Source organism: Sulfuriferula thiophila (assembly GCF_003864975.1).
GTDB lineage: Bacteria > Pseudomonadota > Gammaproteobacteria > Burkholderiales > Sulfuriferulaceae > Sulfuriferula > Sulfuriferula thiophila.
In genome coordinates this window covers 56,658-79,089 of record NZ_BHGL01000007.1, presented here as the reverse complement: position 1 = coordinate 79,089, position 22,432 = coordinate 56,658, and the positions used below count along the sequence as shown (strand labels likewise).

The 22,432-nt window shown below is 48.8% G+C and carries 23 protein-coding genes and 1 tRNA gene; 20 read left to right on the top strand and 4 right to left on the bottom strand.

The genetic code is table 11. The features are described 5' to 3' along the window. Nucleotides 1-69: 69 nt before the first annotated feature. Both folP and glmM read left to right on the top strand, forming a co-directional pair. Complete coding sequence (gene folP / locus EJE49_RS05175; RefSeq protein ID WP_124949353.1) at nt 70-897, top strand: dihydropteroate synthase; 828 nt, start codon at nt 70-72, stop codon at nt 895-897. Then, nucleotides 894-2,249, top strand: a complete 1,356-nt coding sequence (gene glmM / locus EJE49_RS05170; RefSeq protein ID WP_124949352.1) for a phosphoglucosamine mutase — start codon at nt 894-896, stop codon at nt 2,247-2,249. The genes folP and glmM overlap by 4 nt, the downstream gene beginning before the upstream one ends. Nucleotides 2,250-2,353: 104 nt before the next feature. Here glmM and pstB read toward each other — a convergent pair whose 3' ends face one another. From pstB to pstS, 4 genes are all read right to left on the bottom strand, one after another. Continuing rightward, on the bottom strand, nt 2,354-3,115 hold the full coding sequence (pstB, locus tag EJE49_RS05165; protein ID WP_223246760.1) for a phosphate ABC transporter ATP-binding protein PstB: 762 nt from the start codon (nt 3,113-3,115) through the stop codon (nt 2,354-2,356). Between the two features lie 23 nt (nt 3,116-3,138). After that, complete coding sequence (pstA, locus tag EJE49_RS05160; RefSeq protein ID WP_124949350.1) at nt 3,139-3,984, bottom strand: phosphate ABC transporter permease PstA; 846 nt, start codon at nt 3,982-3,984, stop codon at nt 3,139-3,141. Between the two features lie 4 nt (nt 3,985-3,988). After that, a complete protein-coding gene (gene pstC / locus EJE49_RS05155; RefSeq protein WP_124949349.1) occupies nt 3,989-4,951 on the bottom strand; it encodes a phosphate ABC transporter permease subunit PstC in 963 nt (320 codons plus the stop codon). Between the two features lie 88 nt (nt 4,952-5,039). Beyond that, on the bottom strand, nt 5,040-6,086 hold the full coding sequence (pstS, locus tag EJE49_RS05150; protein WP_124949348.1) for a phosphate ABC transporter substrate-binding protein PstS: 1,047 nt from the start codon (nt 6,084-6,086) through the stop codon (nt 5,040-5,042). 214 nt (nt 6,087-6,300) lie between these two features. Between pstS and tpiA the strand changes: the two genes are divergently transcribed. The 18 genes from tpiA (at nt 6,301) to EJE49_RS05060 (ending at nt 22,409) form a co-directional block, all read left to right on the top strand. After that, a complete protein-coding gene (tpiA, locus tag EJE49_RS05145; protein WP_124949347.1) occupies nt 6,301-7,056 on the top strand; it encodes a triose-phosphate isomerase in 756 nt (251 codons plus the stop codon). 25 nt (nt 7,057-7,081) lie between these two features. Then, nucleotides 7,082-7,459, top strand: a complete 378-nt coding sequence (secG, locus tag EJE49_RS05140) for a preprotein translocase subunit SecG (protein ID WP_124949346.1) — start codon at nt 7,082-7,084, stop codon at nt 7,457-7,459. 48 nt (nt 7,460-7,507) lie between these two features. After that, nucleotides 7,508-7,593: transfer RNA gene (locus EJE49_RS05135), tRNA-Leu, on the top strand. Nucleotides 7,594-7,754: 161 nt separating this feature from the next. After that, entirely contained in the window at nt 7,755-8,111 is a 357-nt protein-coding gene (locus EJE49_RS05130; protein WP_124949345.1) for an NADH-quinone oxidoreductase subunit A, read from the top strand. Beyond that, entirely contained in the window at nt 8,102-8,578 is a 477-nt protein-coding gene (locus EJE49_RS05125) for a NuoB/complex I 20 kDa subunit family protein (protein ID WP_087446148.1), read from the top strand. The genes EJE49_RS05130 and EJE49_RS05125 overlap by 10 nt, the downstream gene beginning before the upstream one ends. Before the next feature lie 19 nt (nt 8,579-8,597). Next, complete coding sequence (locus EJE49_RS05120; RefSeq protein WP_124949344.1) at nt 8,598-9,197, top strand: NADH-quinone oxidoreductase subunit C; 600 nt, start codon at nt 8,598-8,600, stop codon at nt 9,195-9,197. Next, nucleotides 9,197-10,450 carry an NADH-quinone oxidoreductase subunit D gene (locus EJE49_RS05115; RefSeq protein WP_124949343.1) on the top strand — a complete coding sequence of 418 codons (1,254 nt, stop codon included), beginning with the start codon at nt 9,197-9,199 and terminating at the stop codon, nt 10,448-10,450. The genes EJE49_RS05120 and EJE49_RS05115 overlap by 1 nt, the downstream gene beginning before the upstream one ends. Then, nucleotides 10,450-10,923 (top strand): NADH-quinone oxidoreductase subunit NuoE, encoded by a 474-nt coding sequence (gene nuoE / locus EJE49_RS05110; protein ID WP_124949342.1) that lies wholly within the window; start codon nt 10,450-10,452, stop codon nt 10,921-10,923. Before EJE49_RS05115 ends, nuoE begins: the two co-directional genes overlap by 1 nt. Nucleotide 10,924: 1 nt before the next feature. Beyond that, nucleotides 10,925-12,199: an NADH-quinone oxidoreductase subunit NuoF gene (gene nuoF, locus EJE49_RS05105; RefSeq protein WP_124949341.1), complete on the top strand. Its 1,275-nt coding sequence runs from the start codon at nt 10,925-10,927 to the stop codon at nt 12,197-12,199. A 9-nt stretch (nt 12,200-12,208) separates the two neighbouring features. Continuing rightward, nucleotides 12,209-14,557 (top strand): NADH-quinone oxidoreductase subunit NuoG, encoded by a 2,349-nt coding sequence (gene nuoG, locus EJE49_RS05100; protein ID WP_124949340.1) that lies wholly within the window; start codon nt 12,209-12,211, stop codon nt 14,555-14,557. Nucleotide 14,558: 1 nt separating this feature from the next. Continuing rightward, entirely contained in the window at nt 14,559-15,587 is a 1,029-nt protein-coding gene (gene nuoH / locus EJE49_RS05095; protein ID WP_124949339.1) for an NADH-quinone oxidoreductase subunit NuoH, read from the top strand. A gap of 22 nt (nt 15,588-15,609) precedes the next feature. Then, nucleotides 15,610-16,098 carry an NADH-quinone oxidoreductase subunit NuoI gene (nuoI, locus tag EJE49_RS05090; RefSeq protein WP_124949338.1) on the top strand — a complete coding sequence of 163 codons (489 nt, stop codon included), beginning with the start codon at nt 15,610-15,612 and terminating at the stop codon, nt 16,096-16,098. A 21-nt stretch (nt 16,099-16,119) separates the two neighbouring features. Further along, a complete protein-coding gene (locus EJE49_RS05085; RefSeq protein ID WP_124949337.1) occupies nt 16,120-16,737 on the top strand; it encodes an NADH-quinone oxidoreductase subunit J in 618 nt (205 codons plus the stop codon). 13 nt (nt 16,738-16,750) lie between these two features. Further along, entirely contained in the window at nt 16,751-17,056 is a 306-nt protein-coding gene (gene nuoK, locus EJE49_RS05080) for an NADH-quinone oxidoreductase subunit NuoK (protein WP_124949336.1), read from the top strand. A gap of 31 nt (nt 17,057-17,087) precedes the next feature. Continuing rightward, a complete protein-coding gene (nuoL, locus tag EJE49_RS05075; RefSeq protein WP_124949335.1) occupies nt 17,088-19,112 on the top strand; it encodes an NADH-quinone oxidoreductase subunit L in 2,025 nt (674 codons plus the stop codon). A 36-nt stretch (nt 19,113-19,148) separates the two neighbouring features. Further along, complete coding sequence (locus tag EJE49_RS05070; RefSeq protein ID WP_124949334.1) at nt 19,149-20,636, top strand: NADH-quinone oxidoreductase subunit M; 1,488 nt, start codon at nt 19,149-19,151, stop codon at nt 20,634-20,636. 37 nt (nt 20,637-20,673) lie between these two features. Next, a complete protein-coding gene (nuoN, locus tag EJE49_RS05065; RefSeq protein WP_124949333.1) occupies nt 20,674-22,119 on the top strand; it encodes an NADH-quinone oxidoreductase subunit NuoN in 1,446 nt (481 codons plus the stop codon). Further along, the gene (locus EJE49_RS05060) at nt 22,116-22,409 is read left to right on the top strand and encodes a DUF2818 family protein (protein WP_124949332.1); all 294 of its coding nucleotides are present in this window, start codon (nt 22,116-22,118) and stop codon (nt 22,407-22,409) included. Before nuoN ends, EJE49_RS05060 begins: the two co-directional genes overlap by 4 nt. Nucleotides 22,410-22,432: the final 23 nt, after the last annotated feature.

Below are 22,432 nucleotides of genomic sequence, written 5' to 3'. Positions count from 1 at the left end.
GAATCGCGTCATGAGCCGGGGGAAACCCCGGCTTTTTCTTTTGTAGTCTTGTAAACAACGAGCCTGTCTATGTATTTAAGCTGTGGCAATATTCAACTGGAACTGTCACGTCCGCGGATTATGGGGATAGTCAATATCACTCCTGATTCTTTTTCGGACGGTGGCCAATTTGATAAACGCGCAGCGGCGCTTGAGCACGCACACAAATTGATCGCTGCTGGTGCCGATATTATCGATATAGGCGGGGAATCGACCCGCCCTATGGCTGAACCAGTTAGCGTTGAAGAGGAGTTGCAGAGGGTTGTGCCACTTGTGTCATCATTGCGCGGATGCGGCGCAGTTATCTCGGTAGATACCCGTAAGACTGAAGTAATGCGTGCGGCAATCGAGGCTGGCGCGCACATGATTAACGATGTGCAGGCTTTGCAGGCGGAGGGTGCGTTGACTGCCGTCGCGGAGTCGGATGTTGCTATATGTATTATGCATATGCTGGGAGAGCCGCAAACGATGCAAGCCCATGCCAGCTATGGAGATGTAGTAGCGGATGTAAGCGCATTCCTGCAGCAGCGTATCGCGGCTGTGCTGGGTGCCGGTATAGCGCGGGAACGTATCGCCATTGACCCGGGATTCGGTTTTGGTAAACGCTTGCAGCACAATTTACAATTGTTGAAACATCTGGATGCATTGGTTGAGTTAAACTACCCGCTATTGGTGGGGATGTCACGAAAGTCCATGCTCGGTGCGCTGACAGGCCGTGACGTCAACGACCGGGAAGCCGCAGGACTGGCCGCGCATTTGTATGCGGTAAGCCGCGGGGCGAATATTATTAGAGTGCATGATGTGGTCGCGTGCCGCGATGCATTAACAGTGTGGCAGGCAATTGAGGATACGCAATGATTAGGCAATATTTTGGTACGGATGGTATTCGTGGGCGTGTGGGCGATGCGCCGATTACCCCTGAATTTGTAATGCGTTTGGGATATGCCGCTGGGAAAGTTCTGGCAAGCGATCGCAGCGCGCTGGCGCCAGGAGAGAATCCGGTTGTTTTAATCGGTAAAGATACCCGAATTTCAGGTTATATGCTGGAAGCGGCATTGCAGGCTGGTCTGTGTGCCGCAGGTGTCAACGTACGGTTGGTCGGGCCTATGCCTACGCCTGCCGTGGCTTATTTGACCAGAGCGTTGCGTTTACAGGCTGGCGTGGTTATTTCCGCTTCCCATAACCCGTTTGAAGATAACGGCATCAAGTTCTTTTCTGCGACGGGTCAGAAGCTGGCTGACGAAACAGAGTTGGCGATTGAGGCGCAGTTAGCTGAGCCTATGCAAACCATGTCATCGCGCGAGTTGGGTAGGGTTAAACGCATTGATGATGCAGCGGCACGCTATATTGAGTTTTGTAAAAGCAGCTTTCCTTTTGACCAGGATTTACGCGGTTTACGTATCGTTGTTGATTGCGCGCAAGGTGCTACTTATCATGTGGCGCCGCCCGTGTTACATGAGCTTGGTGCGGAAGTGATACCTATCGGCAACCATCCTGATGGTACCAATATCAATCGTGAATGTGGTGCTACGCATACAGCGACGTTGAGCGCTGCAGTAAGACATCATCGTGCTGATTTTGGTATTGCGCTGGATGGCGATGGCGACCGGCTGATGATGGCTGACAGCGACGGCAAGATTTATAACGGCGATCAGTTAATTTATATCATTGCCAAGCATCGAAAGCTGCTTGGTAAATTGAAGGGTGGCGTTGTCGGTACGCTAATGACTAACCTGGGGATGGAACATGCTTTGGACCGTCTGGACATCCCTTTTGCACGTGCAAAAGTGGGCGATCGTTACGTGCTGGAAATGCTGGCAGATCGCGGCTGGCAATTAGGTGGTGAGGCGTCCGGTCATATTCTGTGTCTGGAGAAGCACACTACGGGTGACGGTATCATTGCGGCATTGCAGGTATTACGCGCATTGCGTGAAGCCAAAATGTCATTGGCGCAATACACGGCGGATATGGAGCAGTATCCGCAAACGCTTTTGAACGTACGTGTAAGTGCAAAAGTGGATCTGCAGCATACCGCAATTCAGCAGGCAGTACAGACAGCCGAGACTGTATTAGGCAATACTGGCCGGGTAGTGTTGCGTGCATCCGGTACAGAGCCATTAATACGTGTGATGGTGGAAAGCCAGTCGGCAGAACAGTCTAAACAGCAGGCTGAACATATTGCGACAGCTGTGCGTTATTCAGTGGCTTAAGCGAGGTGTATAGCCGAGCGGCTAATACGGGTTGAGTTATGTCTATAAAGTAAAAAATGCGATGTGTCAGTAGAGACATCGCATTTTTTATTGGTGTGGAATAATTAGCCGAATTTTCCGGTAATGTAATCCTCGGTTTCTTTTTTGCTCGGGTTGGTAAACACGACGTCGGTTTTGCCAAACTCGACCATTTCACCCAAATACATATAGGCAGTGTAGTCAGACACGCGCGCAGCTTGTTGCATGCTGTGCGTGACAATGGTGATGGTGTAATCTGCTTTCAGTTCGTGTATGAGCTCTTCAATACGCGCCGTAGATATAGGATCAAGTGCTGATGCTGGCTCATCGAGCAGCAAGACTTCGGGCTTTACAGCGATGCCGCGAGCGATACATAAACGTTGTTGCTGGCCGCCGGACAAACTGTATCCGCTTTGATTCAGCTTGTCTTTGACTTCGTTCCATAGCGCGGCCTTTTTCAGCGCCCATTCCACTCTGTCATCCAGTTCCGAACGCGATGGACTGTCATATAGCTTAATGCCGAAAGCGATATTGTCATAAATCGACATGGGGAAGGGCGTTGGTTTCTGGAACACCATACCCACGCGTGCACGGAGCTTGTTCAGGTCGGTAGCTTTATCGAGGATATCCTGGCCATCGAGTATGATTTGCCCTTCAGCGCGCTGTCCCGGATAGAGATCGTACATCCGGTTTAGTGTGCGCAATAAGGTAGACTTTCCGCATCCCGACGGGCCGATGAAGGCGGTTACATGATTGCTCGGGATGTCGAGGTTGATATTCTTTAGCGCATGATTCTTGCCATAGTAAAAATTCAAATTACGTAGGCTGATTTTAGTGTTGGTATCCATAGTTTTGCTCATGGTTTGCGATATTAATGAGATGTTTTTTCTTGGCGGAACAAGACTCGGGCGAGGATACTTAGCCCTAACACAGTAACGGTAATCAATAATGCGCCAGCCCAGGCCAAATCATGCCAGTCATCGTACGGGCTCATTGCCATCTGGAAGATCACAACAGGCAGGTTGGCAATTGGCGCATTCATGTTCGTGCTCCAGAACTGATTGTTGAGGGCGGTAAACAGTAATGGTGCGGTCTCGCCGCTGATGCGGGCAATGGCTAACAGTATGCCGGTCATCATGCCTGCCTTGGAAGCGCGCCAGGTGATCATGGTGACAATTTTCCACTGCGGAGCACCCAGGGCTGCTGCCGCTTCACGCAAGGTATTGGGGACAAGTCTGAGCATGTTTTCGGTAGTGCGCACCACGACCGGTATTACCAGCAAAGCCAGCGCCAGTGAACCGGCCCAACCGGAAAAATGCCTGACGGTCATCACATACGCGGAATACACAAACAGGCCAATCACAATGGACGGTGCTGACAGCAGAATGTCGTTAATAAACCGGGTAGCAGGTGCCAGCCAGCCGCGTTGACCAAACTCGGCTAAATATGTGCCAGCAAGAATGCCGATCGGCGTGCCTATTAATGTACCTACCATCGACATCAGGAAGCTGCCGGCAATTGCGTTTAGCAATCCCCCGTCACTGCCTGGGGGTGGCGTGTTTTTGGTGAACATGTCCATACTGACGCCATGCAGGCCGTAGCTTAGCAGCGTCCATAATATCCAGCCCAGGGCCAACAGGCCAACCAGCATTGATAATGCAGCGACTAGCAAATTGAATTGGTTGATGAGTCGGCGGCGATTGTAAATTGATAGCATGTTCCTAGCCCTTTTTGCCTTCCTGTTTGCTCAGTTGGAGCAGCATCAGCTTGGATATGGTTAAAACTACGAAGGTAATGAAGAACAGAATTAAGCCCAGTTCAATCAGTGACGAAGTGTAGAGCACACCGTCAGCTTCGGTAAATTCATTGGCAAGTGCGGAGGAAATACTATTGCCCGGCATCATCAAAGAGTTGCTGAGTTGGTGTGCATTGCCAATCACAAAGGTCACCGCCATGGTTTCACCCAGCGCGCGGCCCAGTCCAAGCATGATGCTGCCAACAACGCCTATCTTGGTATAAGGCAGTACAACATAACGCACCACTTCCCATGTGGTTGCGCCTAAGCCGTAAGCGGATTCTTTTAATAGCGGGGGGACGATTTCAAACACATCGCGCATTACCGAAGCGATGAATGGGATGACCATGATAGCCAGTATCAATCCGGCGGTGAGCATGCCTATACCCATCGGTACTCCCTGAAACAGGAAACCTATCACAGGTAACGGGCCAAGGGTGTCAATCAGCCAGGGTTGTACATGGTCTGCGAATAATGGCGCAAATACAAACAAACCCCACATGCCGTAAATAATACTGGGGATACCCGCCAGCAATTCGATGGCGATACCTAATGGGCGTTTAAGCCAGTTGGGTGAGAGCTCTGTGAGAAATAGTGCGATACCAAAACTGATAGGTACGCCTATCAGCAGTGCAATAACCGAGGTGGCAATAGTGCCGGTAATGGGAACTAACGCGCCGAATTTTTCAGTAACCGGGTTCCATTCGTCGCTTGTCAGGAATCCGAAACCAAAGGCTTTAATGGATGGCATGCTGCCAACAACCAGTGAGACAATGATACCCACAAGTAATGCTAATACTATAAATGCAAACAAGCGGGTTGCATTGCGGAATAGCGCGTCTTCGATAAGGAAACGTTTGGTACGTCGATCAGATATTGAGTTATTCATAGCATAATATGCATTGCAAGACAAAGGGGGAGATTGCGCTCCCCCTTAATCTGGTTTGGTTACAGAAACACAGTCAGCTTATGCAAATTTACCAAACTGCTTTGCCGCTTGTGTCTTTAATCTCGTTTTTCCAAGATTTGGCAATCAGTTTGATCAGGCTTTCTGGTAGTGGAACATAATCTAATTCAGACGCCATTTTATCGCCGTTTGCATAAGACCAGTCAAAGAATTTTAACACTTCTTTTGCATTGGCTGGCTTGTCCTGTGCTTTATGCATCAGAATGAAGGTTGCGCCAGTGATAGGCCAGCTCATTTTACCCGGCTCGTCAGTCAGGATTTCATAGAAGCCAGGAGCGTGTTCCCAATCAGCGCCAGCAGCAGCAGCTTGGAAAGTTGTATCGTCTGGAGCAACAAAGTTACCTTGTTTGTTTTGCATCAAGGTGTAGGTCATTTTGTTCTGCTTGGCATAAGCATACTCAACATAACCGATAGAGCCTTTGATACGCTGTACGAATGAAGCTACGCCTTCGTTACCCTTGCCGCCTACACCAGCTGGCCAGGCAACTGATGTGTCATTGCCAACTTTTTCTTTCCACTCAGGGCTGACTTTAGCCAGGTAGTTGGTGAAGATGAAAGTTGTGCCGGAACCATCAGAACGGTGCACAACTGTAATAGGTGTGGCTGGTAATTTAGCGGTTTTGTTTAATGCTGCGATTGCTGGGTCATTCCAGGTCAGGATTTTGCCCATGAAAATGTCGGCCAATACTTTACCGGTCATGTGGATTTGGCCAGGAGCAATGCCTTCAACGTTCATAACAGGTACTACGCCACCAATTACGGTTGGGAACTGCATCAAACCATCTTTTGCCAGTACGTCAGCTTTTAAAGGCATATCGGAAGCGCCGAAATCAACTGTCTTTGCTTTGATTTGCTTGATACCGCCGCCAGAACCAATGGACTGGTAGTTTAAGCTTACGCCGGATTTTGCTTTGTACGCCTCAGCCCATTTTGAGTAAATTGGGTAAGGGAAAGTAGCGCCTGCGCCAGTGATTTCAGCAGCTTGGCTGCTTGCAGCGAAAGCATAGCCAGCGCCAAGTAAAAGTATGGTTGCGAGATTGCGGGTAGTCGTTTGCATGTGCGTTGGATCTCCATATGTAAAATATTGAAACATGACAAAAAGCATGGAACTTGGTGTGTGCTGATTGTTCTTTCGCATCATACTTGTTGAATGTTACATAATTGTTACGGATTGGTTAAGTGTAATGCAAATGGGGTTGAGTGTCGCTAAGGATTGACCAAGGTAGGGTGTTATGTGTACTATCTAGGGTTTTAGAAGGTGGGGTTGAGCAATGCGACAAAAGTTAGTCGCCGGAAACTGGAAAATGCATGGTAACTTGATTGAGAATCAAGTATTGCTAGGCAATTTGCGTGATTCGTTGGCAGGTATGCAGAATATGGCCAGTGCTATATGTGTGCCATTTCCCTATCTTGCTCAAGCTCAATCTGTATTAGCGGGTTCAGTAGTTGCGTGGGGTGCTCAAAATTTGAGCGAGCATGCAAAGGGTGCGTATACGGGTGAGGTTTCGGCTTCAATGTTGCAGGATTTTGGTTGCCGCTATGTAATAGTCGGGCATTCCGAGCGCCGCGCTCTTTTTGGCGAGACGGACGAGGTTGTGGCTGCTAAATTCATGGCGGCTATTGCGGCCGGATTGATACCAATCTTGTGTGTGGGCGAGACATTGTCCGAGCGTGAAGCGGACGCGGCAGAGGCTGTCATTGCACGGCAATTGGATGCGGTATTGAAGATTGCAGGAATGGCTGGTATTGCGCGCTCTGTATTGGCTTACGAGCCGGTATGGGCTATAGGGACGGGTAAAACTGCCAGCCCGGAGCAGGCGCAAGCAGTGCACGCATTCATTCGTCAAAAGTTGGCGGCGCAGGATGCGGATATTGCCAACCGTCTGGTGATTCAATATGGCGGTAGCGTAAAAGCGGCCAATGCGGCAGAATTATTCTCTCAGCCGGATATTGATGGCGGGTTAATTGGTGGGGCATCGTTAGTGGCTGATGAATTTATTGCTATTTGCAAAGCCGCGCAATCTTAAGCGATTTGCTTTAAAGGATTAAGATTTGGAAACGATAATTTGGATTTTGCACTTGCTGGCCGCGGTTTCCGTGATCGTATTGGTGCTTTTGCAACAAGGCAAAGGTGCGGATATGGGTGCGTCATTCGGCAGCGGAGCATCAGGCAGTTTGTTTGGTTCGACTGGATCGGCAAATTTTCTGAGCCGTACCACGGCAGTGCTGGCGGCATCTTTTTTCATGACCAGTCTGGTGTTGACCTATTTTTCAGGCCACCAGACCAGGTCAGCTGGCGTGATGCAAACGCAACAAAAATTGCAAGTAGTTAAACCTGTGGCGCCCGTTGGTTCAACCGTGCCGGCAGCACCCGCAGGTCAAGCAGTTCCAGGTAACGCCGGGTCAAAAGCCGGGGAAATTCCTAAGTAATCGGAATGTGTTACCGTGGGGCGGATTATCGATCCGTCCTGTCAATCGGCCGACGTGGTGAAATTGGTAGACACGCTATCTTGAGGGGGTAGTGGCGTAAAGCTGTGCGAGTTCGAGTCTCGCCGTCGGCACCATAAGATTTTCGATTTGGCACGACGCTGCTGCTTATCGTAATCAATTGATTGTTATTATTATTTTGCTTAATTCTAACAATCTTTATTTAAGCTTGACGCGGTGCTTTTAGGGCAATTAAACTGAGAGGCTATGTGCCTGTAAATGGCTTGGGAGCGTATCCATGCTTGAAAATTATTTTCCTGTATTGTTGTTTGTTTTAGTGGGTTTGGCGGTTGGTGTGGGTCCAATGTTATTGGGCTGGTTGCTTGCGCCAAATCATCCGGATAGTGAAAAGCTCTCGCCGTACGAGTGCGGCTTCGAGGCTTTCGAAGATGCGCGTATGCGGTTTGACGTGCGTTATTATTTGGTGGCTATTCTTTTTATTCTGTTCGACCTGGAAATCGCATTCCTGTTTCCTTGGGCGATCGTGCTCGAAAAGATAGGTATGTTTGGCTATCTGGCTATGGTTATGTTCTTGGCTATTTTGGTAGTTGGCTTCGTTTATGAGTGGATGAAAGGAGCGCTGGAATGGGAATAGAAGGCGTTTTAGAGCAAGGTTTTGTCACCACTACAGCAGACAAACTCATTAATTGGACGCGTACCGGGTCGCTATGGCCTATGACCTTCGGTCTTGCATGCTGCGCAGTTGAAATGATGCAGGCAGGTGCTTCACGTTACGATCTGGATCGTTTTGGGGTGGTCTTCCGTCCTAGCCCGCGTCAGTCTGACGTGATGATCGTTGCGGGTACGTTATGCAACAAGATGGCGCCGGCGCTGCGTAAGGTATATGACCAGATGGCTGAGCCACGCTGGGTAATCTCTATGGGGTCATGCGCTAACGGAGGTGGCTATTACCACTACTCCTATTCCGTCGTGCGCGGCTGTGACCGCATTGTGCCCGTGGACATTTATGTACCGGGCTGCCCCCCTACAGCTGAAGCACTGCTATACGGCATTATTCAGCTGCAAAACAAAATCAAGCGCACAAACACCATTGCGCGTTAATGATTAAGAGCGAGTTGCTATGAATCCGTCATTAGAAAGCCTGTCCGTATCCTTGCTGACGACGCTGGGTACTAAACTTGTACGCCAGGTCGAAGCTTTGGATGAGTTGACCATAGAAGTGCGTGCCGCCGATTTACGTGATGTGATGTTAACGTTGCGTGATCATACTGGTTTGCGTTTTGAGCAGTTGATCGATTTATGCGGTATGGACTACTCCGATTATCAGGAGGGTGCTTGGCAGGGCGCACGTTTTGCTGTGGTTTATCATTTGCTGTCCCTGGCTAAAAATCGCCGCGTGCGCGTGCGCGTGTTTGCGACTGAAGATGATTTCCCGGTTCTGAACAGTATGGTCGATGTGTGGCCATCAGCAAACTGGTTTGAGCGTGAAGCTTTTGATCTGTTCGGTATCGTGTTTGATGGTCATCCTGACCTGCGCCGTATATTGACCGATTATGGTTTCGTTGGTCACCCGTTCCGCAAGGATTTTCCGGTTTCAGGTAACGTGGAAATGCGCTATGACCCTGAGCAGCAGCGCGTAATTTACCAACCGGTAAGTATTGATCCGCGAGAAATAACACCGCGCATAGTTCGCGAAGCAAATTATGGAGAGTGTGCATAATGGCTGAAATTCGTAATTACACGATGAACTTCGGTCCTCAGCATCCTGCAGCGCACGGTGTGTTGCGCCTGGTGCTGGAGCTGGATGGTGAGGTGATTGAACGCGCCGATCCGCATATCGGTCTGTTGCATCGCGGTACAGAAAAACTGGCTGAAAGCAAAACATTCCTGCAATCATTGCCCTATATGGATCGACTCGATTATGTGTCGATGATGAGCAATGAGCACGCGTATGTCATGGCTATCGAGAAATTGATGGGTATTGCCGTACCTGAGCGTGCCCAGTATATCCGTGTCATGTTTGATGAAGTGACGCGGATCTTGAACCATTTGTTGTGGCTGGGTGCGCACGCAATTGATATCGGTGCCATGACCGTGTTCCTGTACGCTTTCCGCGAGCGGGAAGATTTGATGGACTGTTATGAAGCTGTGTCCGGCGCGCGTATGCATGCTGCGTACTACCGTCCCGGTGGCGTATATCGTGATCTGCCCGATACGATGCCGCAATATAAAGCTTCCAAGATTCATAACGAATCAGCAATACGTGAAATGAATGCGAATCGTCAGGGTTCCATGCTGGATTTCCTTGAGGACTTTACGCGTCGCTTTGATGTTTATGTCGATGAATATGAAACATTACTAACAGATAATCGTATCTGGAAGCAGCGCACCGTCGGTATTGGTATTGTGACTCCGGAGCGCGCGTTGGCGCTGGGCTTCTCCGGGCCTATGTTGCGTGGTTCTGGTATTGAATGGGATTTGCGCAAAAAACAGCCGTATGAAGTTTATGATCGACTGGACTTTGATATTCCGGTCGGTGTGAACGGAGATTGTTATGATCGTTATCTGGTACGTATGGAAGAAATGCGCCAGTCCAACCGCATCATTAAGCAGTGCATATCCTGGCTGAATCAGAATCCTGGCCCGGTTATTACCGAAAACCATAAAGTTGCTTCGCCTTCACGGGTAGGCATGAAACAGAACATGGAAGATCTGATTCATCACTTCAAGCTGTTTACTGAAGGGATGCATGTGCCCGAGGGTGAAGCTTATGCTGCAGTTGAGCATCCGAAAGGCGAGTTTGGTATATACATGGTTTCGGATGGTGCAAATAAGCCATATCGTTTAAAAATTCGTGCACCCGGCTACCCGCATTTGGCGGCGCTGGATGAAATGGTGCGTGGCCACATGATTGCTGACGTAGTCGCAATTATCGGTACGCAGGATATTGTGTTTGGGGAGATAGACCGATAATGCTGAGCCCAGAATCCCTTGCCCAGATAGATCATGAGATCGCAAAATATCCGACTGACCAACGTCAGTCGGCGGTGATGTCGGCGTTGCGTATTGCTCAGGTAGAAAAAGGCTGGTTAGCGACCGATACCATGGATTTCATTGCTAATTACCTGGGTATGCCCACGATTGCAGTATATGAAGTGGCGACGTTTTATAACATGTATGAGACAGCGCCGGTTGGTAAATACAAAGTAACGTTGTGTACCAATATTTCCTGCATGCTGATGGGTGCGCCGGAAATGGCTGCGCATTTGAAACAGCATCTTGGTTGTGAATTTGGTGAAACCACGGCCGATGGCCGCTTCACGTTAAAAGAGGGTGAGTGCATGGGGGCATGTGGTGACGCGCCTTTATGTCTTATCAATAATCATCGCATGGAAGGCTCTCTCACTCCTGAGAAGATTAATTCCATCCTTGAAGAGCTGAAATAATATGGTTATTAAAGGCGGCGAAGTAATATTTAACACAGCCCATCTTCCTGAGTCATGGAAGCTGGAGACCTACGTTGCGAACGGTGGTTACGCAGCGTTACGTAAAGTGTTGACAGAGAAAATCTCGGCTGAAACCATTATTGCTGAAGTTAAGAAGTCGGCATTGCGTGGTCGCGGCGGTGCGGGCTTTCCTACCGGATTAAAATGGAGTTTCATGCCGCGCCATTATCAGGGCGACAAGTACCTTGTATGCAATTCCGATGAGGGTGAGCCAGGTACGTTCAAAGACCGTGACATTATGCTGCTTAATCCGCATTCCCTGATCGAGGGTATGGCGATTGCCGCTTACACTATGGGTGTTAAGCGTGCTTACAACTATATTCACGGTGAAATCTGGCAGACCTACGAGCGCATGGAAGCTGCGCTGGATGAAGCACGAGCTGCTGGGTTCCTCGGCGATAACATCATGGGTACAGATTTCAGCTTTAATCTGTTTAATCATCATGGTTATGGTGCCTATATTTGTGGTGAAGAAACTGCATTGCTGGAATCGATTGAAGGTAAAAAAGGCCAGCCGCGTTTCAAACCACCGTTTCCTGCGAGTTTTGGTTTGTATGGCAAGCCAACAACGATTAACAACACGGAAACTTTTGCCAGTATTCCTTATATCATCCGTGAGGGTGGTCAGAAGTTTCTGGAACTGGGCAAGCCAAACAACGGCGGCACCAAGATTTTTTCAGTTTCCGGGCATGTGAATAAGCCGGGTAACTTTGAAGTGCCAATGGGAACGCCTTTTGCCGATCTGCTGGAAATGGCGGGTGGTATCCGTAACGGTCATACTTTCAAGGCATGTATTCCAGGCGGTTCGTCTACGCCGGTTGTACCCGCAGAAATGATGATGGAATGCACCATGGACTATGATTCCATTGCCAAGGCAGGCTCTGCTTTGGGAGCAGGTTCGGTCATCATCATGGACGAAACTGTCTGCATGGTAGAGGCGCTTGAGCGCTTGTCCTATTTCTATTTTGAAGAATCCTGTGGTCAGTGCACGCCATGCCGTGAAGGCACGGGTTGGCTGTATCGCATTATTCATCGTATAGAGCACGGACAGGGACGTCCGGAGGACCTTGATTTATTAAACGACATTGCCCACAACATCGGCGGTCGTACCATTTGTGCGCTTGGCGACGCGGCTGCTATGCCCGTCCAGGCGATGCTCAAACATTATCGTCATGAATTCGAGTATCACATCGAACATGGCAAATGCATGGTTTAGGTGAAGCAAATGCTAGAAATCGAAATTGACGGCAACAAGATAGCTATCCCTGCGGGTGGCACAATTATGGATGCAGCGGCGCAAGTCGGTGTATACATCCCGCATTTTTGCTATCACAAGAAATTATCCATCGCGGCGAACTGCCGGATGTGTCTGGTTCAGGTGGAAAAAGCCGCAAAGCCTATGCCTGCGTGTGCCACACCCATAACGGATGGCATGAAGGTATTTACCAAATCCGATTACGCAGTAAAAGCGCAAAAGGGCGTGATGGAGTTTTTGCTCATTAATCACCCGCTGGATTGCCCGATTTGTGACCAGGGCGGAGAATGCAGTCTGCAGGATCTTGCTGTTGGTTATGGCGGAAGTGCATCGCGTTATCAGGAAGTTAAGCGTGTTGTAAAAGAAAAGGATTTGGGTCCTCTGGTTTCCACCGACATGACCCGCTGCATACATTGCACACGCTGTGTGCGATTCGGTACTGAAATCGCCGGTATTATGGAAATGGGGCAGGTTGGTCGTGGTGAGCATTCGGAAATTATGCCGTTCATCAATAAAACCATTGATTCGGAATTGTCCGGCAATATTATTGATTTGTGCCCGGTAGGTGCGTTGACAAGCAAGCCATTCCGTTACACGGCTCGCAGTTGGGAGTTATCCCGCCGTAGGTCAGTCAGTCCGCATGATGGTTTGGGCAGTAATCTTGCAGTGCAAGTTAAAAACAACCGCGTAATGCGTGTCCTGCCGCTGGAAAACGAAGCCGTCAATGAATGCTGGTTATCCGATAAGGATAGATTTTCCTATGAAGGCCTGAATTCCGAGCAACGATTGACCAAGCCTATGGTGAAACAGGATGGCAAGTGGATCGAAGTCGATTGGCAGGCTGCTCTGGAATATGTAGCAAACGGGTTGAAGCAAATTCGTGAGCTGCATGGAGCAGACAGTATCGGTGCATTAGCTACGCCACATCAGACAGTAGAAGAGTTATATCTGCTGCAGAAATTAATGCGCGGATTGGGAACAGGTAATGTCGATGCGCGCTTGCGTCAGACCGATTTTACTAGCGACACGGCATTAACAGGCGCACCTTGGTTAGGTATGCCGGTGGCAGAATTAGACAAACTGGATCGCGTACTGCTGATTGGCAGCACGCTGCGTCAAGATCATCCTTTGCTCGCGCATCGACTGCGTCAGGCAGTTAAACATGGCGCTCAATTCAATCTGGTTAATCCGGTTGATGATGATTTGCTGATGAAAATTGCCAATAAAGCTATCGTCGCCCCGCAGGCTATGGTTAACACGCTGGCACAAATTGCAGCCACATTAGCCACGCACACCGGTAAAACGCTGCCAGCAACAGTCGTTCCTTTAGTGGCTGATATTGCTGTTAATGCAGAAAATGACGCAATTGCGCTCAGTCTGTCTAGCGGTGAACGTAAGGCTGTATTGTTGGGTAATATGGCTCAGCACCATATGCAATATGCGGATCTGCATGCACTGGCGCAAGTCATCGCCGAGTTGTCAGGAGCAACGTTGGGTTTCCTCGGCGAGGCTGCAAACAGCGTAGGCGCATACATTGCAGGAGCTGTACCGGTTTCAGGTAAAGCTGGTTTAAACTCAGCTGCAATGCTGGCTACACCGCGCAAAGCCTATTTATTACTAGGTGCCGAGCCAGAGCTGGATAGTCAAAACCCATCGCAAGCCATACGCGCATTGCAAAGTGCGGATATGGTCGTAGCGATGAGTGCCTATAAGCATGCGGCACTGGATTATGCAGATGTGCTGTTGCCAATCGCACCATTTACCGAAACCGCCGGCACCTTTATAAGCACAGAAGGTCGTGTGCAATCGTTTAATGGCGCAGTTAAGCCTCTTGGTGAAACTCGTCCTGCCTGGAAAGTGTTGCGTGTCTTAGGCACCATGCTGGGATTGAATGGTTTTGCTTATGACACAGCCGAAGCTGTTCGTCAGGCGCTATTGCCGCATGATGAAGTGCCTGCCGGAGCTTTAAATAATAGTTTGTCTTCTTTCAAAGTCGCCTCTGTAGCTGTGGCAGATGCAGTAATGCGCATAGGTGAAGTGCCGATGTATCAAGCTGATGCAATCGTGCGCAGAGCAGAATCATTACAGAAAACCCACAATGCGGAAGCGCCTGTAGCACAGGTTAATTCCGCAATGCTAGCCAACTTAGGTATTGTTTCTGGTGGAATGGTCACCGTAAAACAGGGCGAAGCGCGTGCTGTGGTGCGTGTGCAGGTGAATGACAGCTTGCCTCAGAATTGTGTGCGACTGGCTAGCAGTCACGCGCATACAGCTGGTTTGGGAGCGGTGATGGGCGAAATAAGCTTGGAGCGGGCATAACATGGAATATCTGCAAAATTTGTTTGGTTATGCCTGGCCTGCAGTATGGGCGTTGGCCAAGATAATTGCCATTGTCGGTCCAATGATGCTGGCTGTAGCCTATTTAACTTATGCTGAGCGTAAGGTTATTGGCTACATGCAAGTTCGTATAGGGCCGAATCGGGTTGGTTTCAAAGGTTTGTTGCAACCAATTGCCGATGGTATCAAGCTGTTGATGAAGGAAATTATCATACCGAGTGGCGCGAACAAGTTCCTGTTCGTGCTGGCTCCGGTACTGACTATCGCTCCAGCTTTAGCGGCATGGGCGGTGGTGCCGTTCACTCCGGAACTGGTTCTGGCTAACGTCGATGCAGGTTTGCTGTACATACTGGCAATCACCTCGATGGGTGTATACGGCGTAATTATTGCCGGCTGGGCTTCAAATTCAAAATACGCATTTCTGGGTAGCCTGCGTTCTGCTGCGCAGATCGTTTCCTATGAAATTGCAATGGGCTTTGCTCTGGTTGGTGTGCTGATGGCTTCGCAGAGTCTGAATCTGGTGGAAATCGTGAAGGGTCAGACAGGTGGCATGTTCAGTTGGTACTGGTTGCCATTATTTCCGATGTTTATGGTGTATCTGATTGCCGGTGTGGCGGAAACTAACCGCGCCCCATTCGACGTGGCTGAGGGTGAATCCGAGATCGTTGCCGGTTTCCATGTGGAATATTCCGGTATGGCATTTGCGGTGTTTTTCCTGGCTGAATACGCCAACATGATACTGATAGCTGCACTGACATCGCTGATGTTCCTGGGTGGCTGGAATCCCTTGTTCGATATTGCACCGTTTAACTGGATACCGGGTTTTGTCTGGTTGATGTTTAAGATTGGTTTCGTACTGTTCCTGTTCTTATGGTTCCGTGCGACATTTCCACGTTATCGCTATGATCAGATTATGCGCCTCGGCTGGAAAGTGTTTATTCCAATTACGCTGGTATGGCTGCTGTTTGTTGGCGCGATGATGCAAACCCGATACGGATACCTGTTCCACTAATGTGGAATGATGGAGTAATTTAATGAATGCAATTAAACATTTTTTCACTAGTCTGCTGCTGATCGAGTTGCTGCGCGGCATGGCGCTTACGGGACGACACTTTTTTGCACGCAAAATCACAGTGCAATTCCCGGAAGAAAAAACACCGCAATCTGTTCGCTTTCGTGGATTGCATGCGCTGCGTCGCTATCCGAACGGTGAAGAGCGCTGCATCGCCTGTAAGTTATGTGAAGCTGTATGCCCGGCAATGGCGATTACGATTGAATCTGAACAGCGCGATGATGGTAGCCGTCGCACTACACGCTATGACATTGATTTAACCAAATGTATATTCTGCGGATTCTGTGAAGAATCCTGCCCGGTGGATTCTATTGTGGAAACACATATTCTGGAATATCACGGTGAGAAACGTGGTGATTTGAATTACAACAAAGAAATGTTGTTGGCTGTCGGCGACAAACACGAAGCTCAAATCGCTGCAGCGCGTGCAGCTGACGCTAAATATCGTTAATTTTGCATTGGGCGAATCAATATGAATTTTGAAACCGTAGTGTTTTATTTCTTTGCGGCAATATTGCTATTTGCCGCTTTTCGAGTGGTTACTACACGTAACCCGGTGCATGCGGCGTTATATCTGGTTTTGGCGTTCTTCACCTCGGCTGGTTTGTGGTTAATGCTGGAAGCGGAATTTCTGGCAATCGCGCTGGTGCTGGTTTATGTAGGCGCGGTGATGGTGTTGTTCCTGTTTGTGGTGATGATGCTGGATATCAACCTTGATCGCTTGCGCGAGGGGTTCTGGGATTATTTGCCGCTAGCAGGTTTTGTCGCGACGATGCTGGTCATCGAAATGACCGTGGTGCTGGGTAGTCGTAGCTTTGGCCTGGATATAGTGCCGTCACCGGTGCCGCATGCCGCTGGTTATAGCAATACGAAAGAGCTGGGAAGCCTGCTGTACACAGATTATGTGTATCCGTTCGAGCTGGCGGCAGTTGTGCTGCTCGTGGCTATCGTAGCTGCAATTGCGTTAACCATGCGTCGTCGTAAAAACAGTAAATATCAGGATCCAGCGCAGCAAGTCAGAATCAAACGCGCAGATCGAGTCCGCATTGTGGCTATGGCGTCAGAGCAGCCGTCATCAACCAAGTCTTAAAAGGGGAAGCGCTGTGTTGTCACTTTCACATTATTTAATACTGGGTGCGATATTGTTCGCAATCAGCGTATTGGGTATATTTTTGAACCGCAAGAATGTGATTATTCTGTTGATGGCAATCGAATTGATGTTGCTGGCAGTGAATATGAATTTCATTGCTTTTTCACATTATCTTGGTGACACAGCAGGTCAGATATTTGTATTTTTCATCTTGACTGTTGCAGCAGCAGAATCTGCGATCGGTTTGGCGATTCTGGTGGTGTTGTTCCGCAACTTGCATACCATACACGTCGACGATTTGGACCATTTGAAAGGCTAATGGTGCTGAACGCATCTGACAGGAATCAACCATGACTGAAATGCAGAAACTTTATCTCTTAGTTCCATTGGCGCCGTTGTTCGGATCGGTAATAGCCGGTTTGTTTGGCTGGGCTATCGGAAGAACTTTGTCACATATTGTCACTATCGCAGGTGTTGCCGTTTCTTGCTGGGCATCCTGGGTGATTTTTCAGGACGTGCAAGCCGGCCATGTGTTTAATGGTACGGTGTACACGTGGTTAACTACAGGTGATATCCGCCTGGAAGTGGGGTTCCTGATTGATTCATTGACTGCAATGATGATGCTGGTGGTAACTTTCGTGTCGCTGATGGTGCATATCTACACGATAGGCTACATGCAGGAAGATCCTGGTTATCAACGTTTCTTTAGTTATATCTCGCTATTTACCTTTTCCATGCTGATGCTGGTGATGGCAAATAATTTCATGCAGTTGTTCTTCGGCTGGGAAGCAGTTGGTTTGGTTTCGTATCTGTTGATCGGTTTCTGGTACACACGCCCAACAGCGACTTATGCCAACCTGAAAGCGTTCCTGGTTAACCGTGTAGGTGACTTTGGCTTTCTGTTAGGTATTGGTATGGTGCTGGCTTATTTCGGCACCCTGGATTACGCATCCGTGTTTGCTCAAGCACCGGCTATGGCAAGTCAGACTGTTAGTCTTATCCCGGGGATGGATTGGTCGTTACTTACTGTAATTTGCATACTGCTGTTTATCGGTGCCATGGGTAAATCAGCTCAGTTCCCATTGCATGTCTGGTTGCCAGACTCCATGGAAGGTCCTACGCCTATTTCAGCTTTGATTCATGCGGCAACGATGGTGACAGCCGGAATATTCATGGTGGCACGTATGTCACCGGTATTTGAATTGTCGCAAACTGCTTTGTCGTTTGTGATGGTGATAGGCGCAATTACAGCATTGTTTATGGGTTTTCTGGGTATTATTCAGAATGACATCAAACGGGTTGTGGCGTATTCAACTTTGTCACAATTAGGCTACATGACTGTGGCACTAGGCGCATCGGCTTATTCTGTTGCTGTGTTCCATCTGATGACACACGCTTTCTTTAAAGCGCTGTTATTCCTTGCTGCCGGATCCGTGATCATGGGCATGCATCACGATCAGGATATTCGTAACATGGGCGGGTTACGCAAGTACATGCCGATCACCTGGATTACATCGTTGATAGGTTCACTGGCATTGATTGGTACGCCCTTCTTTTCCGGCTTTTACTCGAAAGATAGCATTATTGAAGCGGTGCATGTGGCCATGGAGCATGGAGTAGCAGGTTCAAGCTTCGCATACTTTGCTGTTGTGGCTGGCGTGTTCGTGACTGCATTCTATTCTTTCCGCATGTACTTCCTGGTATTTCACGGTAAGGAGCGATTTGATACGCATGCACATCACGATCATCATGACGAGGAGGAGCATGGTCATCATGACCATGGGCATCATGGTGGCGTCCCGCATGAGTCACCGTGGGTGATTACTGTGCCACTTATATTATTGGCCATACCGTCCGTCATGATCGGCTATGTTGCGATTGAACCTATGCTGTTCGGTGACTTTTTCAAGGGTGCGATTTACATTAATCCGGAATTGCATCCAGCAATGGAAGAGTTGAAAAACGAATTTCACGGTGCTTCGGCTATGGCGATGCATAGTTTGACCAGTTTGCCGTTATGGCTGGCTGTTTCCGGTGTTGCTCTGTCTTGGTTCTTCTATATGAAACGCCCTGACATTCCAGCTGCAATTAAACAGCGTTTCAGCCTGATTTATAGCATTCTGGATAATAAGTACGGCTTTGACAGTTTCAATGAATGGTTCTTTGCAGGTGGTGCTCGTAAGCTGGGTGGTTTCTTCTGGCGTGTAGGTGATGTCAAAATCATTGATGGTTTTTTCGTCAACGGCACTGCAAATCTGATTGGCTGGTTCTCCACCGTCATCCGTAAATGGCAGTCCGGATATATTTACCACTATGCTTTTGCCATGATCATTGGTGTGTTTGCCTTGATTACTTGGTTTGTGCGCGTGGCTTAAGCCATAAACAGATAAATACAAACGAATAGGGATTTTATGTTAGCTGGATACCCACTTTTAAGTTTGGCCATATGGGTGCCGATTATTGCCGGCGTGTTAGTGCTGGCAACCGGCTCAGATCGGAATGCGTCATTAGCGCGCTGGATTGCTCTGCTCGGGTCAGTGTTGGCTTTTGCTGTTACCTTGCCACTGTATACGCGCTTTGATGTGCTGGCGACTAATATGCAATTTGTCGAATTTGCACATTGGATACCAACCTTCAATATCAACTATCATTTGGGGGTGGACGGTATTTCCATGCCGTTTATCTTGCTCAACAGTTTCACCACAATACTGGTAGTGATCGCTGGATGGCAGGTAATCCAGACCAAAACTTCGCAATACATGGCAGCATTCCTGATCATGTCCGGCTTGATCAATGGCGTGTTCGCTGCACTGGATGCGATCCTGTTTTATGTGTACTTTGAAGCGATGCTGATACCGTTGTTTCTGGTAATCGGTGTTTGGGGCGGACCTCGACGGGTCTATGCGGCGATCAAGTTCTTCCTGTACACGTTGCTGGGTTCTTTGTTAATGCTGGTTGCATTCCTGTATCTGTATTTCCAGTCCGGTGGCAGCTTCGAGATTCTTGACTACCACCGTTTGCCATTGGGGATGACCGCCCAAATATTATTGTTTATCGCATTCTTCATGTCATTTGCAGTTAAGGTGCCAATGTGGCCAGTGCATACCTGGTTACCGGATGCGCACGTTGAAGCGCCAACCGGTGGTTCCGTAGTGTTGGCCGCTATCACCCTGAAGATCGGTGCTTATGGCTTCTTGCGTTTTAATCTGCCGATTGCACCAGATGCAAGTCATTACATGACAGGATTCATTATTACCATCTCCCTGATTGCGGTGGTCTACATCGGTCTGGTTGCGTTGGTGCAAGGCGACATGAAGAAGCTGATTGCTTATTCATCTATTTCGCACATGGGATTCGTAACCCTGGGCTTCTTCCTGTTTAATGCGATAGGTATGGAAGGTGCGCTGGTGCAGATGATTTCTCATGGCTTTATATCTGCGGCCATGTTTTTGAGCGTGGGCGTGATGTATGACCGCCTGCATTCAAGACAGATTGCCGATTATGGTGGTCTTGCAAACAAAATGCCGATTTTTGCAGCATTCCTGATGCTGTTTTCCATGGCCAACTCCGGTTTGCCGGGTACCAGCGGTTTTATCGGTGAGTTCATGGTCATCATGGGCGCAATCAAGGTTAATTTCTGGTATGCGTTCCTGGCTGCGACAACGTTGATATTCGGCGCGGCATATACCTTATGGATGTATAAGCGCGTCATTTTCGGTAACGTGACTAATCCCCACGTTGATGAAATGAAAGATGTTAGCGCGCGTGAGTTCAGCTTTCTAGCGGTGTTGGCGGTATTGGTGCTGGCTATGGGTATATATCCCAAACCGGTGACTGATGTCATGCATACATCAGTGAATAATCTGCTGGCGCATGTTGCGCAAAGCAAACTGCCTTAAGCTCGCTGCTTTAAGTTAGATCAACAAAGGAATACGGATGAACTTTGCGTTTACTGATTTGATACCTCTGTTACCAGAACTGTTTTTATTGGCAGCGGTATCTTTCATATTGATACTGGACTTGTTCCTTGGGGATGAGCAACGCTACATTACTTATATTCTAAGCCTGTTAACGTTGCTGGGTTGTGGCTGGATTACACTTAGTACGGCCACCGGCGTGATCACGTACACCATGCATGGCATGTTTGTCGATGACTTGCTGTCAGACACATTGAAACTGATGCTGTATTTCACGGTCGCTGTTACCTTAGTGTATTCCCGTGAATATATACGTGAACGTGGCATGTATCAGGGCGAGTTCTTTGTACTCGTGCTATTTGCGACACTGGGCATGATGGTGATGATCTCTGCCAGTCATTTATTGACACTGTACATGGGTCTCGAACTATTGAGCTTGTCTTTGTACGCTCTTGTTGCACTGCAGCGTGACTCAGCAGTTGCCAGTGAAGCCGCGATGAAATACTTCGTCCTGGGTGCGCTTGCATCGGGCATGTTGCTGTATGGCATGTCGATGCTTTATGGCGCAACCGGTAGTCTGGAAATAGCGCGCATTGCTGCCGTGCTTCAGTCCGATATTGGCAATAATACCGTGCTGGTATTTGGTCTCGTATTCATTGTTGCTGGTCTGGCATTCAAACTGGGTGTGGCACCGTTCCACATGTGGTTGCCGGATGTGTACCATGGTGCACCGACTGCTGTGACACTGTTTATTGGTACAGCAACCAAGATCGCAGCATTCGCATTCGTACTGCGTATTCTGGCGCAGGGTCTGCAGAGCATGTCACCAGACTGGCAGCAAATGATGGTGATCATGGCTGTGCTGTCCATGGCGGTTGGTAATATTACTGCAATTGCGCAGACTAACTTCAAACGCATGCTGGCGTATTCCACCATCTCGCACATGGGGTTTTTACTGTTAGGTTTGCTGTCTGCTGATATTAACGGCTATAGCTCAGCGATGTTCTATATGTTGACCTATGTGCTGACCGGCTTGGGTTCATTCGGTATGATCATGCTGTTATCCCGTCAGGGCTTTGAAGCTGACACGCTGGATGACTTGAAAGGCCTTAATCAACGCAGTCCATGGTATGCATTTGTGATGCTGCTGATCATGTTCTCATTGGCTGGTATACCACCTACCGTGGGTTTCTATGCAAAACTGTCCGTGCTGCAGGCGGTTATAAACGCGGGTTATACCTGGCTGGCTGTGGTTGCGGTTATATTCTCGTTGATAGGCGCGTTCTACTACTTGCGGGTGGTGCGGTTGATGTATTTTGATAAACCGACCGATACTCACCCTATTAAGCCACAAGTAGATATGGGCATGTTAATGAGCGCGAACGGTCTAGGGGTGCTGGCATTGGGTATCCTGCCGCAGCCTTTGATGGCGCTGTGTGCATATGCGATACAACAATCATTATGAATACACCAATTATCGCCCTGCTGTTGCTCGCTTTAGTCGCTGCTAATCTACCTTTTTTCAGTGAGCGGATAGCGTTTGTCCTGGTGCCTAAGGCTGGGCACAAGGCATTTATATGGCGCGTGGTGGAGTTGGTGGTGTTGTATTTTGTGGTAGGGTTTGTGGCTCGTTTGCTGGAACAAAAAACGGGCGTGCCACAACCTCAGCATTGGGAGTTTTACGCGGTCACTGCCTGCATGTTTATCGTGCTGGCTTTTCCTGGATTCGTGTATCGTTTTTTGTGGCGGCATTAAAAGCCACTGTGATAGCGTAACCC